Genomic DNA, 13,214 nt, shown 5'->3' with positions numbered 1-13,214 from the left:
CAGACGCCACGCGGACGCAAAGCGTCGCGGCGGCACATCACAACGAAGGAGACAACCCGATGGTTTTTGGGCGTGGCAGGAAAGCCAAGCAGCAGCAGCTGAGCGAGACCGGGGACACCCAGGAGAGCGCAGCTGAAGGCTCCGCCGCGGATTCCGCTGACGGTGCGGCCCGCGGCGCCACGGGTCCGTTCGACGTCTCGGAAATCGAGAACCAGGACGGGTATGTGGACCTCGGTGCACTCCTGATCGCCCCCCAGGAAGGCCTTCAGCTCCGGCTCGAGGTCGAGGAGGCCACCCAGCGCGTCGTCGCTGTCACCATGGACCTGGACGGCTCAAGCCTCCAGCTGCAGGCGTTTGCCGCGCCCCGGTCCGAAGGGCTCTGGGACGAAATCCGCGAACAGATCGGACAGTCGGTCGGAAGCCAGGGTGGACAGGTCGAGGAGATCCAGGGCAACTTCGGCACCGAACTCGTCGCCAAGCTTCCCGCCAGCGGCTCGGACGAAAGCCAGGGTTACCGCGTGGCACGCTTCATCGGCGTCGACGGCCCGCGCTGGTTCCTCAGGGGCGTCCTGGGTGGAGAGGCTGCAGTGGACCGCGACGCCGCCGCCGCGCTTGAAGGGCTGTTCCGTCGGATCGTCGTGGTCCGGGGCGAGAACCCCATGCCGCCGCGCGACCTGTTGCAGCTGCGCCTCCCCAAGGACTCCGCCGCCCCGTCACCCAAGGCTGCTCCGGACCTCGAACAGCCTGAGCGTGGACCGGAGATCACCCAGATTGGCTGATGCCGCCCGCGAGGGAATCGCCGCCTCGCTCTCCATCAGGGGACTGCCGAACCGCGGCCGCGTGTTGTGCCACGGCTTTATCGAGGCGGTAACCTACGCGCCGGCAAGCCAGGTGGCGGCCTTCACCGCCGTCGTCGTCGATCACGATACTCCGCCGGCGTCCAAGTCCACCCGCAAAGTCGCCCCGGCCCGTTTGCGGGTCATCTGGCTGGGGCGGCGGCGGATCTCCGGGGTCGCCGCCGGCACAGAGCTGCGGCTCGAAGGCATGGTCACCATGCGTGACGGCATGCTCACCATGTTCAATCCCCGCTACGAGATACTCTCCCGCCAGGAGGAGCAATGACCTTGCCCGAAAAGTCCGAGCCCCGAGCTGAACAGGGCGCTGCTGAACAGCCCACTCTTGTTCAGGGCAGTGCTGAACGGCCCCCAGCTGAACAGCCCACTCTTGTTCAGGGCGCTGCTGAACAGCCCCCAGCCGAACAGGGCAGTCCTGAACAGCCCCCTGCTGAACAGCCCACCATGGCACAGCTTGCCGAGGGATACGCGAGCAAGGTCGGCCTGCACCGTTCCGGCAACGGCAACATCGACGTGCTCAAGAGCGCCGGCGGCATCCAGGGCATTGCCGAAAGCATCCTGCCCGGGCTGGTCTTCCTCATCACCTTCACCATCACCCGGGAACTGCCCCTGGCGCTCATCTCGTCGCTGGCCGCCGCCGCAGCCTTCACTGCCGCCCGGCTGGTGCAGCGGAAGCCGCTGACGCAGGCCCTGGCGGGGATCGTCGGCGTCGGCCTCTCTGCGTGGATCGCCAACTCCACCGGCAAGGCGGAAGACTTCTACATTCTGGGTTTCCTCACCAACATTGCGTACATCCTGGCGATGTCCCTCTCGATTGCCTTCCGCTGGCCCTTCGCCGGGCTCATCTTCGGGTTCATTCGGAACGAGGGCCTGGAGTGGCGCAAGCACCCTGCCCGGATGAAGGCCTACCGGATCGGCACGTGGGTGATCGTCTCCGTGCTCGTGCTGCGGCTGCTGGTCCAGGTTCCGCTGTACTTCATGGGCGAGGCCGGGCTGGCCGCCCTGGCCACGACCCGGCTCCTGATGGGGACCCCGCTCTACGTCCTCGGTGTCTGGGTGGCCTGGCTCCTGACCCGGCCCGCCCCTGCCCCCGCCGGCCCAACTGACCCGCAGTAGTTGTCGTTCTGTGGGCCCATAACGACAACTACTGCCAGCTAGTTGGGTTCAGCCGTCGAAGCCGTCGTTCTCTGACGGCTGGTTCCCGGCGCCGTGCCGGTCGGAAGTGACCGGGTGCTGTTCCTCGAGCGTTGATTCCGGCGAGAGCAGGGCACGCAGCTGGTCCTCGGCGGCGATCGTGGTCACGAAGAACAGTTCATCCCCGCCGTCAATCACGTCGTCACGGCTCGGGGTGATCGGCGCCTGGTCCCGCAGGATCGCCACGAGGGTGGCGTCCTCCGGCCACTCGATGTCGCCGACGGTCAGTCCGATGACGTGCGAGTCGTGCGGGACGGTGAACTCGACCAGTGATGACACCCCCGTCTGCAGGGTGAGGAGCCGGACAAGGTCGCCGATCTCCACCGCCTCCTCGACCAGGGCCGTCATCAGCTGCGGCGTGTTGACTGCGACGTCGACACCCCAGGAATCGTCGAACATCCAGTCGTTCTTGGGATTGTTGACCCGCCCCACCGTCCTGCCCACGCCGAACTCCGTCTTTGCCAGCAGCGACACCACGAGGTTGACCTTGTCGTCTCCGGTGGCGGACACCACGACGTCGGCGTCCTCCAGTTTCGCGTCCTTGAGCGTGCTCAGTTCGCAGGCGTCGCCGACCAGCCAGTGGGCGCCCCGCAGGCCGCTGCGTCCGATCACCTCGGGCTTGAGATCGATCAGCAGGATTTCATGTTTGTGGGCCAGCAGCTCGCGGGCGATCGACGAGCCGACACTTCCCGCCCCGACGATGACAACTTTCACTTAGGACTCCTTGGCGGGGGACTTGGCAAGAATATGGGCGACTTCGGTGCTGCGGTCCACATCCAGCATCGCGTGGACCGTGTCGCCGTCCTGGTAAGAGGTACCGGCACCGGGCAGCATTCCCTCGCCGAAACGGGTCAGGTATGCCACCCGGATGCCCGCAGCCTTCTCGATCGCGCTCACGGCGTGCCCGATCCAGCCGGCTGCCAGGTCCACCTCGGCGAGCACGAGCCGGCCGGAGGGGTCGCGGAAATCGCCGGCGATGTGCTGCTCCGGCAGGATCCGGCGGAGCACCTGGTCGGCGCTCCAGCGAACGGCCGCGACCGTGGGGATGCCGAGCCGCTGGTAGATCTCCGCGCGGCCCGGATCGTAAATCCTGGCCACGACGTGCGGGACGTGGAAAGTCTCCCGGGCCACCCGGGTGGCCAGGATGTTGGAATTGTCGCCGCTGGAGACGGCGGCGAAGGCGTAGGCCTCCTCGACGCCGGCCTGCTTCATGGTTTCCCGGTCAAAGCCGACGCCGGTGACCTTGCGCCCGGTGAAACCGGTGCGGAGCCGCCGGAAGGCACGGTCGTCCTGGTCGATGATGGCCACCGAATGACCGGCGTCCTCGAGCGTGTGCGCCAGGGTTGCCCCCACCCGGCCACAACCCATGATGACGAAGTGCGCCACACGTGCCTCCTAATGCTTCGCGGTCTGCTGCTGCGTAAAACTCTACCGGCCATGCGGCGCCCCGCAGCCAGTGCCGCGCCCCGCCGCCGGCTGTGCCGCGGCTAGTGCCGCGCCCCGCCGCCGGGTCCCCGCTGCGGCCCGCGGCGCCCCGCCGCCGGGCGCCCCGCAGCTTGCCGCCAGGACCCAGCGGACGAAGCCGTCATGACATCGCGCGCGAATGCGACTAGCTTTGTCTGGTGCTGACAATATTCAATGCCGTGAAGCGGGTGCTGGTAGGCAAGCCCTTCCGGAACGAGAGTCTGGCCCACACCCTGCTGCCGAAGCGGATCGCGCTGCCCATTTTCGCCTCCGACGCGCTGTCCTCCGTGGCATACGCGCCGGACGAAATCCTCCTGACGCTGGCCCTGGCCGGGGTCAGCGCCGTGGCGTTTTCACCCTGGGTGGGGCTGGCCGTCATGGTGGTGCTGCTGACGGTCGTCGCCTCCTACCGCCAGAACGTCCACGCCTACCCCTCCGGCGGCGGCGACTACGAGATCGCCAACGTGAACCTGGGCAAGTACGCCGGCCTCACTGTCGCCGCCGCGCTGCTCGTTGACTACGTGCTGACCGTCGCCGTGTCGATGTCCTCCGCCGCCGCCTACCTGACCACCGCCATCCCCTCGCTGCACGGCCAGCAGGCCGCCATCGCCACGATCGGCGTCGTGATCCTGGCCCTCGTGAACCTGCGCGGCATCCGGGAAGCCGGCAGCGTCTTCGCCGTGCCGACCTACATCTTCATGGCCTCCATCCTGGGAATGACGGCCGTCGGCATCTTCCAGGCCGCCACCGGGCAGCTGGGCCAGGCGCCCTCGGCCGCCTTCGCCATTGTGCCCGCGGGAGGCTTCGACGAAGGTCTGGTCGGGCTGGCGGGCGCCTTCCTGCTGCTGCGCGCGTTCTCCTCCGGCGCCGCCGCCCTGACCGGCGTCGAGGCGATCAGCAACGGCGTGCCGAACTTCCAGAAGCCCAAGAGCAAGAACGCGGCTACCACGCTGCTGCTGCTTGGCGTGATTGCCGCCTCCATGCTGGCCGGCATCATCTACCTCGCCAACGCCACCAAGGTGCACATCGTGCTGGACCCGGCAAAGGAATTCCTGCTGGACGGCAAGCCGGTGGCGGAGGACTATATCCAGAGCCCCGCGATCAGCCAGATCGCGCAGACCATCTTCGGCGCCGGATCGATCCCGTTCTACCTCGTGGTCGCCGCGACCGGCGTGATCCTGGTGTTCGCCTCCAACACGGCCTTCAACGGGTTCCCGGTCCTCGGCTCCATCCTGGCCCAGGACGGCTACCTGCCCCGCCAGCTGCGCACCCGCGGGGACCGCCTGGCCTTCAGCAACGGTGTGCTGGCGCTGGCCGCCGGCGCCCTGGTGCTGATCATCGCCTTCAACGCGGACGTCACAAAACTCATCCAGCTCTACATCGTGGGCGTCTTCATCTCCTTCACCATGAGCCAGCTCGGCATGATCCGGCACTGGGGCCGGGAACTGAAGCTCGCCAAGGACCCGGCGGCGAAGCTGCGGATGGTCAAGTCCCGGACCATCAACACGATCGGCTTCGGCATGACCGCCCTGGTCCTGGTGATTGTGCTGATCACGAAGTTCGAACAGGGCGCCTGGATCGCGCTGCTGGCGATGTTCGTGCTGTTCCTCATCATGTGGAGCATCCGGGCGCACTACGACAACGTGGCCAAGGAACTCGCCGTGGATGAGGACTCCTCGCCGCGCGCGCTGCCCACCCGCGTGCACGCCGTACTGCTCGTCTCGCACGTCCGCAAGCCCGTGCTGCGTGCGCTGGCCTACGCCCGGGCCTCGCGGCCCTCCCGGCTGGACGCCATCACCGTGGACATCAGCCAGGAGGAGACCGAGCAGACCGTCGCAGACTGGGAGAAACTGGAAATCCCGGTACCGCTGACGGTGCTGGCCAGCCCGTTCCGCGAAACGGTGACGCCCATCATGGAGTACGTCAAGAACATGCGGCGCGACTCCCCCCGGGACCTGATCGTCGTGTACATCCCGGAGTACGTCGTCGGCAAATGGTGGGAGCAGCTGGTCCACAACCAGACCGCGCTGCGCATCAAGACCCGGCTCCACTTCGAGCCGGGAGTCATGGTTGCCAGCGTGCCCTGGCAGCTGAAATCGTCCGAAGAAGCCAAGAAACTGCAGGATATCCAATGAGCCCCGAAACAGCCACGCAATCCCACACCGACCTCGTGGTCGACGTCGGGCCGGTGGCCCACGGCGGCCACTGCGTTGCCCGGCATGAGGGACGCGTGGTGTTCGTCCGGCACGGGATCCCGGGCGAGAAGGTCCGGGTCCGCCTGACCGAGTCGGCCCCGGACGCCAAGTTCTGGCGCGGCGACGTGGTGGAGGTCCTGGCGGCATCCCCGGACCGGGTGGAGCACTTCTGGGACTTTGCCGACTCCCGCCGCTCCTGGTCCCACCGCCACCCGCCCCTCGGCGGGGCGGAGCTGGGCCACATTTCACTGGCACGCCAGCGCAGCCTCAAGGCCGAGGTGCTGGCCGAACAGCTCAAGCGCCTGGCCGGCGTCGAGCTTTCACCGGTGGTTGAAGCGGTGGGGGAGCAGACGGGAACAGCGGAAAGCCCCGCGGCAGCAGGAACGCCCGGCGGCCTGGCCTGGCGGACCCGGGCCGGCTTCGCCGTCACACCCGGCGGCAAACTCGGCATGCACGCGCACCGCTCCGACACCGTCCTGCCGGTCCGGGAGATGCCCCTGGCGGTGGACGGCATCAACGCCCTCCGGCTCTGGGAGATCGACCTGCAGGGCATCGAACGCGTGGAGGTCGCGGCCCCGGCCAACGGTTCCCGCCCGCTCGTACTCCTGGTCCCGGCCCCGGGTACCCGGGCCAAGCGCCTCAGCGCCATCCTCGCGCAGCTTCCGGAGGACGTCTCGGTGGCCAGCTTCGACCCGGCCAAGGGCGAGGCCCTGCAGCTGCGCGGGCGGACCTACGTCCAGGAGACCGCGGCCGGCCATGACTACCGTGTCACGGGCGACGGGTTCTGGCAGATCCACCGCGCCGGCCCGGACACCCTCGTCGGGGCCATGACCGGCTTCCTGCACGACGGCGGTTTCCTGGACGCGGGGGCGGTGGTCGCGGACCTCTATGCCGGGGCCGGACTCTTCACGGCGCCCCTCGCCGACGCCGTGGGCGTGACCGGATCGGTGCTGTCCGTGGAAGGGTCACCCGGCACCAGCCGGGACGCCCGCAAGAACCTGCACGGCGCGTCCCAGGTCGAAATTGTCCAGGGCCGGGTGGAGCGGGTGCTGCGCCAGAATCAGCGCAATTTCGACGCCATCCTGCTGGACCCGCCCCGGGCCGGCGCCGGCAAAGCCGTCGTGAACCAGCTGATCGGCACGGGCCCCCGCGCCGTCGCCTACGTCTCGTGCGATCCGGCGTCGTTCGCACGCGACCTCGGCTACTTCCAGCAGGGCGGCTGGGAACTCTCGGGACTACGGGCCTTCGACCTGTATCCGCACACCCACCACATGGAGACTGTGGCGCTGCTGACTCCCCGGCGCTGATGCCACTACGATAGGCCTAGTAGTCCGACGTCGCGCTCCGTAATCACGGCTGACCTCATGCAATACCTGCTGATCCTGGTCCTGGCGACTTGTCCCGACGACTTGTCCTGGCGAGTCTCAGTGCCAGTTAGGTTGACCTAACTAGCATGGGGTCTGCGGCGCGACAAAGATGAAACTGTTGCGAGAGGAGTCCTGCGATGAGCATTGTGGACAGCTTCGGTTCAAAAGGCAAACTTAATGTAGCCGGTACCGAATACGAAATTTTCCGGTTGAACTCCGTTGAAGGTGCAGAAAACCTTCCGTTCAGCCTCAAGGTATTGCTTGAAAACCTGTTGAGGACCGAGGACGGCGCCAACATCACGGCCGACCACGTCCGAGCACTGGCCGGCTGGGACCCCAGCGCGGAGCCCGACACTGAAATCCAGTTCACGCCGGCGCGCGTGATCATGCAGGACTTCACTGGCGTGCCCTGCGTTGTGGACCTTGCCACCATGCGTGAGGCCGTCAAGGAACTCGGTGGAGACCCCAAGCGGGTCAACCCGCTGGCACCGGCGGAAATGGTGATCGACCACTCCGTGCAGATCGATGCCTTCGGCAACTCCGGCGCGCTGGAGCGCAACATGGAGATCGAGTACCAGCGCAACGGCGAGCGGTACCAGTTCCTGCGGTGGGGCCAGACCGCATTTGACGACTTCAAGGTGGTCCCGCCGGGAACCGGCATCGTGCACCAGGTCAACATCGAGTACCTGGCCCGCACGGTCATGACCCGCGAAATTGACGGCGTTGTCCGGGCCTACCCGGACACCTGCGTCGGCACCGACTCACACACCACCATGGTCAACGGCATGGGCGTGCTGGGCTGGGGCGTGGGCGGCATCGAGGCCGAGGCTGCCATGCTCGGCCAGCCCGTCTCCATGCTGATCCCGCGCGTCGTGGGCTTCAAGCTGACCGGGTCCATCCCGGCCGGCGCCACCGCCACCGACGTCGTCCTGACCATCACCGAACAGCTGCGCAAGCACGGTGTGGTGGGCAAGTTCGTCGAGTTCTACGGCGAAGGCGTCGCGGCTGTGCCGCTGGCCAACCGCGCCACCATCGGCAACATGAGCCCGGAGTTCGGCTCCACGGCCGCCATGTTCCCGATCGACGACGTCACCCTCGACTACCTGCGCCTCACCGGCCGGTCCGACGAGAACGTGGCCCTCGTGGAGTCCTACGCGAAGGAACAGGGCCTCTGGCACGATCCCTCCCGCGAGATCAAGTTCTCCGAGTACCTCGAGCTGGACCTGTCCACGGTTGTTCCCTCCATCTCCGGCCCGAAGCGTCCCCAGGACCGCATCGAGCTCACGGATGCCAAGGAACAGTTCCGCAAGGACATCCACAACTACGTCACGCTCGAAGACGGCAGCGTGGACGAGTCCCTGGACGAGTCCTTCCCGGCCTCGGACCCGCCTTCCTTCACGCACGCCGATTCCCACACGACGGAAATCGAGCGCGTTATGTCCGCCGCGAACGGCGCCCACGGGCGTCCGAGCAACCCGGTGCACATCAAGACCGAAGACGGCCGCGAGTTCGAGCTGGATCACGGGGCGGTCTCCATCGCCTCGATCACGTCCTGCACCAACACGTCCAACCCGTCGGTGATGCTGGCCGCCGCACTGCTGGCCCGCAACGCCGTCGACAAGGGCCTGATGTCCAAGCCCTGGGTCAAGACCTCCGTGGCCCCCGGTTCCAAGGTGGTCACCGACTACTACAACAAGTCGGGCCTGACGCCGTACCTGGAGAAGCTTGGCTTCTACATCGTCGGCTACGGCTGCGCCACCTGCATCGGCAACTCCGGCCCGCTTGACGCCGAAATCTCCGAGGCCATCCAGGCCAACGACCTTTCGGTCACGGCGGTGCTGTCCGGTAACCGCAACTTCGAGGGCCGGATCAACCCGGACGTGAAGATGAACTACCTGGCCTCCCCGCCGCTGGTCATCGCCTACGCCCTGGCCGGTTCCATGGACTTCGACTTTGACACCGATTCACTCGGCAAGGACGAGGCCGGCAACGACGTTTTCCTGAAGGACATCTGGCCGAACCCGGTCGAGGTTCAGCAGGTCATCGATTCCTCCATCGACAAGGACATGTTCGCCCGCGGCTACGAGGGCGTCTTCGACGGCGACGCACGCTGGAAGGCACTCGACACCCCGGCCGGCGACACCTTCGCCTGGGACCCGAAGTCCACCTACGTGCGGAAGCCCCCGTACTTCGACGGCATGAAGGCTGAGCCGGACGCTGTCACCGACATCAGCGGCGCCCGCGTGCTGCTGAAGCTCGGTGATTCGGTCACGACCGACCACATCTCCCCGGCCGGCTCCTTCAAGTCGGACACCCCGGCCGGCCAGTACCTGCTGGCCAACGGCGTGGAGCGCAAGGACTTCAACTCCTACGGTTCACGCCGCGGCAACCACGAGGTCATGATCCGCGGCACCTTCGCCAATATCCGGATCAAGAACCAGCTGCTCGCTGACTTCAACGAGGGCGCGGGCGTCGAGGGTGGCTTCACCCGGGACTTCACGCAGGCGGACGGCCCGCAGGCCTACGTCTACGACGCCGCGCAGAACTACCAGGGCGCCGGCACCCCGCTGGTGGTCCTGGCGGGCAAGGAGTACGGCTCCGGCTCGTCCCGTGACTGGGCAGCCAAGGGCACGGCACTGCTGGGCGTGAAGGCTGTGGTGGCCGAGAGCTACGAGCGGATCCACCGCTCCAACCTGATCGGCATGGGCGTCCTGCCCCTGCAGTACCCGGCCGGCGAATCCGCTGCCACCCTGGGCCTGATCGGCACGGAAACCTTCGCCGTCGAGGGCGTCACTGCCCTCAACGAAGGCACCACGCCGAAGACGCTCAAGGTCACGGCAACGGCCGAAGACGGCTCCGTCAAGTCCTTCGATGCGGTCCTGCGCATCGACACTCCGGGCGAGGCGGACTACTACCGCAACGGCGGTATCCTGCAGTACGTGCTGCGCCAGATCTCCGCCAACTAGGCGGAAATCCCCTCCCCGCGGGAGAAACAGCAGCAGTGAAGGCCCCGGCCGGTCAATGACCGGCCGGGGCCTTCACGTTCCGCGGCTCCTGTTCCGGCAGCGGCGTTCCTCCGGAGGCGTTAGAGTTAAAAGGCATGTCTACCACTCGAAGGAGGGGCCGTTGGGAATCTTGGAGACTATCCGGAATCCGCAGGACCTGAGCAAGTTGTCCGGGGCGCAGCTGGATCAGCTGGCAGCGGAGGTCAGGGACTTCCTGATCGGCAACGTCTCCCAGACCGGAGGCCACCTCGGCCCGAACCTGGGCGTCGTGGAGCTGACCATCGCGGTGCACCGGATCTTCGACTCGCCCCGCGACAGCATCGTCTTCGATACCGGCCACCAGTCCTACGTCCATAAACTCCTGACCGGCCGCCAGGACTTCAGCACCCTCCGCCAGCAGGGCGGACTGTCCGGCTACCCGGACCGCGCCGAGTCCGAGCATGACATCGTCGAAAGCTCGCACGCCTCCTCCTCCCTGTCCTGGGCTGACGGGATCTCCCGGGCCCGGGGGCTGACCGGCGACGGCGACCGCTACGTCATCGCCGTCGTGGGCGACGGTGCCCTGACCGGGGGCATGGCCTGGGAGGCCATCAACAACATTGCCGCGGACAAGAAGCGCCGCGTCGTGATCGTCGTCAACGACAACGGCCGCTCCTACGCCCCGACGGTGGGCGGCTTCGCGGACTATCTAGCCTCGCTGCGCCCCACCATCGATTCCTTCCGCGCCGCGCCCGCCTATGAGGGCACCCTGGACTGGTGGCGCCGGAAGCTGCAGAGCGGCGGACCCGCGGGCCAGTTCACCTACCGCAGCCTCCATGCCATGAAGAAGGGCATCAAGGACTGGTGGGCGCCGCAGGGCATGTTCGAGGACCTCGGGATGAAGTACATCGGCCCGGTGGACGGCCACAACCTCCAGGCCATGGAACACGCCCTCTCCACCGCCAAGAACTACGCCGGACCCGTGATTGTCCACGCCATGACGGAGAAGGGCCACGGCTACGCGCCGGCCCGCGCGCACGAGGCGGACCAGTTCCACGCCGTCGGCATCATCGACCCGGAGACGGGCGAGCCCACCCAGGCCGGCGGCGCGAAATCCTGGACTTCCGTCTTCGCGGACGAGATCGCGGACATCGCGGACGAACGCAAGGACATCGTCGGCATCACCGGCGCCATGCTGATCCCGGTAGGGCTGCACAAGTTCGCCGCGCGTCACCCCGAGCGGGTGTTCGACGTCGGCATCGCCGAACAGCACGCGCTCACCTCCGCCGCCGGCATGGCGTTTGGCGGACTGCACCCGGTGGTCAGCCTTTACGCGACTTTCCTCAACCGCGCCTTCGACCAGCTGCTCATGGATGTGGCCCTGCACAAAGCCGGGGTGACAATGGTCCTGGACCGCGCCGGGGTCACGGGGCCCGACGGCGCAAGCCACCACGGCATGTGGGACATGGCCATGGTCCAGATCGTCCCGGGACTGCACCTTGCCGCCCCGCGAGACGCCAGCCGGCTGCGCGAGGAACTCCGCGAGGCCGTCGCGATCGAGAACGCGCCCAGCGTGATCCGCTATTCCAAGGGCAGCGTCGGGGCCGAGGTGGAAGCCATCGAGCGGCTCAGCGACGGCGTGGACGTACTGGCGCGCCGCCCCGCCGGTTCGACCGAAAACGACGTCCTGATTGTCAGCGTCGGGGCGATGTCCGAACTCGCCCTGGACGTCTCCAACCGGCTCGGCGCCCAGGGCATCAGCTCCACCGTGGTGGACCCCCGCTGGCTGCTGCCCGTCCGCAAGTCCATCATCGCCCTCGCCTCGCACCACCGCCTCGTCATCTGCATCGAGGACGGGGTGCGCGCCGGCGGCGTCGGCTCCCGGATCCGGCAGGAGATGCGGGCCGCCGGGGTGGACACCGCACTGAACGAGGTGGGGCTTCCGGTGGAATTCCTGGACCACGGAACCCGCAGCCAGGTGCTGGAGCGGGTTGGCTTGACCGCCCAGAGGGTCACGCACGACGTCGTCGCCCAGGTCCTTGGGACCAAGGTGCCGTTCGCCCGCCCCCTGCCCGGGCAGGAACACCCCAGCACCGGCAGCCTGCCGCTGCTTTAGCCAGGACGTCTGAACAGCAACCGTCCGAACAGCAACCGTCCGAACAGCAACACCGTCCGACGGCGCCCCAGTGGCGCCGTTGCGGCACGGTCCACGAAGGAACTGGCACATGAGCGGAATTATCCGGGTCTACAAACGCAACGAAGAAGGGGTCCTCGAGTTCAGGGAAGCCTGGTTTGACGAGGACTACAGCCAGTTTGTGATGAATCACGGCGTCGTCGGGCACCAAAGCAAAACCGATGAGACCGACGTCGCCGACGCCGCCGCCGCCGAGGGACTCATGGATGCCTTCGCGGTGCAGTGCGCCGAGGACGGCTACGCCGAAATCCCCGAGGACGAGCAGTTCTGGGTGGTGGCCCAGTACGCCCTGAAGACCAAGGACGGCACCGACCGCGACCGCTACCTAGAAGAAAAAGCCAAGGACGCGCTCATCAGCCATCTGGCCTGGCGCGGGCTGGGGATCGTGGACCGGTCCGAGTTTTCCGACGCCAAACTGAACATCTTCTGCCTCACCCCGGACGTCAACAAGGCCGTCAACGCCATTAAGGTGTGCATCCGCGGCGAGGATCTCGACTTCACCAAGCTGAGCATCGGCGCCGCACCGTTCGGCGAGACGTCCTTCAAACTCAAGCACTCACCGAAGCCCGCCAACGGCTTCAGCCTGTAGTCCACTCCGCTAGTCCACTCCGCCAGTTCACACCGCTAGTCCACTCCGCCAGTTCACACCGCTCGTCAGTTCACACCGTAAGGGTCACATCAGTTTGGGGGCTACCAACTGAAAGGCAACCGCAATGACGCCGAAATCCTTTGAACCGGGCCGCACCCCGCTTCCACGCGGGATTGCGGCACCGGCCCGCAGATCCCTGGCGCACGCCGGGGTGGAAACCCTGGAACAACTGGTGCAGCTGGGCGAACGCCAACTCGCCAACATGGCAGGGGTCTGCCCGCGGACCATGGCCCAGCTGCGGGACGCCCTGGATGAGAACGGACTGGAACTCCCGGACGGCTCGGGCGGGAGCGGCGCCGGGCTGTTATAGGCT

General features: G+C 67.1%; 11 protein-coding genes. 9 read left to right on the top strand and 2 right to left on the bottom strand.

Annotation, left to right across the window (positions count from 1 at the left end; all coding sequences use genetic code 11):
• Positions 1-59 precede the first annotated feature (59 nt).
• From ABIB26_RS12075 to ABIB26_RS12065, 3 genes are read left to right on the top strand one after another with little or no spacing between them, the layout of a single operon-like run.
• Entirely contained in the window at positions 60-779 is a 720-nt protein-coding gene (locus ABIB26_RS12075; RefSeq protein WP_354243118.1) for a DUF3710 domain-containing protein, read from the top strand.
• Positions 772-1,122: a single stranded DNA-binding domain-containing protein gene (locus ABIB26_RS12070; RefSeq protein ID WP_354243116.1), complete on the top strand. Its 351-nt coding sequence runs from the start codon at positions 772-774 to the stop codon at positions 1,120-1,122. Before ABIB26_RS12075 ends, ABIB26_RS12070 begins: the two co-directional genes overlap by 8 nt.
• Complete coding sequence (locus ABIB26_RS12065; RefSeq protein WP_354243114.1) at positions 1,119-1,970, top strand: DUF3159 domain-containing protein; 852 nt, start codon at positions 1,119-1,121, stop codon at positions 1,968-1,970. The genes ABIB26_RS12070 and ABIB26_RS12065 overlap by 4 nt, the downstream gene beginning before the upstream one ends.
• Before the next feature lie 48 nt (positions 1,971-2,018).
• Here the strand turns inward: ABIB26_RS12065 and ABIB26_RS12060 are convergent, their stop codons facing one another.
• On the bottom strand, positions 2,019-2,762 hold the full coding sequence (locus ABIB26_RS12060; RefSeq protein ID WP_354243111.1) for a potassium channel family protein: 744 nt from the start codon (positions 2,760-2,762) through the stop codon (positions 2,019-2,021).
• The gene (locus tag ABIB26_RS12055; protein WP_354243108.1) at positions 2,763-3,434 is read right to left on the bottom strand and encodes a potassium channel family protein; all 672 of its coding nucleotides are present in this window, start codon (positions 3,432-3,434) and stop codon (positions 2,763-2,765) included. It abuts the gene before it with no gap.
• A 236-nt stretch (positions 3,435-3,670) separates the two neighbouring features.
• Here ABIB26_RS12055 and ABIB26_RS12050 point away from each other — a divergent pair, with 236 nt between their 5' ends.
• The 6 genes from ABIB26_RS12050 to ABIB26_RS12025 all read left to right on the top strand — a co-directional run bounded on the left by ABIB26_RS12050 (position 3,671) and on the right by ABIB26_RS12025 (position 13,211).
• Positions 3,671-5,647, top strand: a complete 1,977-nt coding sequence (locus ABIB26_RS12050) for an APC family permease (RefSeq protein WP_354243105.1) — start codon at positions 3,671-3,673, stop codon at positions 5,645-5,647.
• Positions 5,644-7,014 carry a class I SAM-dependent RNA methyltransferase gene (locus ABIB26_RS12045; protein WP_354243102.1) on the top strand — a complete coding sequence of 457 codons (1,371 nt, stop codon included), beginning with the start codon at positions 5,644-5,646 and terminating at the stop codon, positions 7,012-7,014. The genes ABIB26_RS12050 and ABIB26_RS12045 overlap by 4 nt, the downstream gene beginning before the upstream one ends.
• A gap of 197 nt (positions 7,015-7,211) precedes the next feature.
• Positions 7,212-10,040 (top strand): aconitate hydratase AcnA, encoded by a 2,829-nt coding sequence (gene acnA / locus ABIB26_RS12040; protein WP_354243099.1) that lies wholly within the window; start codon positions 7,212-7,214, stop codon positions 10,038-10,040.
• Positions 10,041-10,200: 160 nt separating this feature from the next.
• Positions 10,201-12,174 carry a 1-deoxy-D-xylulose-5-phosphate synthase gene (gene dxs, locus ABIB26_RS12035; RefSeq protein WP_354243096.1) on the top strand — a complete coding sequence of 658 codons (1,974 nt, stop codon included), beginning with the start codon at positions 10,201-10,203 and terminating at the stop codon, positions 12,172-12,174.
• A gap of 109 nt (positions 12,175-12,283) precedes the next feature.
• Entirely contained in the window at positions 12,284-12,841 is a 558-nt protein-coding gene (locus ABIB26_RS12030) for a hypothetical protein (protein ID WP_354243094.1), read from the top strand.
• A gap of 124 nt (positions 12,842-12,965) precedes the next feature.
• Positions 12,966-13,211 carry a helix-hairpin-helix domain-containing protein gene (locus ABIB26_RS12025; RefSeq protein WP_354243092.1) on the top strand — a complete coding sequence of 82 codons (246 nt, stop codon included), beginning with the start codon at positions 12,966-12,968 and terminating at the stop codon, positions 13,209-13,211.
• Positions 13,212-13,214 lie beyond the last annotated feature (3 nt).

Source organism: Arthrobacter sp. UYEF20 (assembly GCF_040546335.1).
Taxonomy (GTDB): domain Bacteria; phylum Actinomycetota; class Actinomycetes; order Actinomycetales; family Micrococcaceae; genus Arthrobacter.
This window is presented reverse-complemented; position numbering and strand designations above follow the sequence as displayed.

What these genes read in the sequence shown, in the direction of transcription:
- ABIB26_RS12030 (WP_354243094.1), top strand. Translation starts at nt 12,284, where the DNA reads ATGAGCGGAATTATCCGGGTCTACAAACGCAACGAAGAAGGGGTCCTC.
- ABIB26_RS12045 (WP_354243102.1), top strand. Translation starts at nt 5,644, where the DNA reads ATGAGCCCCGAAACAGCCACGCAATCCCACACCGACCTCGTGGTCGAC.
- ABIB26_RS12065 (WP_354243114.1), top strand. Translation starts at nt 1,119, where the DNA reads ATGACCTTGCCCGAAAAGTCCGAGCCCCGAGCTGAACAGGGCGCTGCT.
- ABIB26_RS12075 (WP_354243118.1), top strand. Translation starts at nt 60, where the DNA reads ATGGTTTTTGGGCGTGGCAGGAAAGCCAAGCAGCAGCAGCTGAGCGAG.
- ABIB26_RS12025 (WP_354243092.1), top strand. Translation starts at nt 12,966, where the DNA reads ATGACGCCGAAATCCTTTGAACCGGGCCGCACCCCGCTTCCACGCGGG.
- acnA (WP_354243099.1), top strand. Translation starts at nt 7,212, where the DNA reads ATGAGCATTGTGGACAGCTTCGGTTCAAAAGGCAAACTTAATGTAGCC.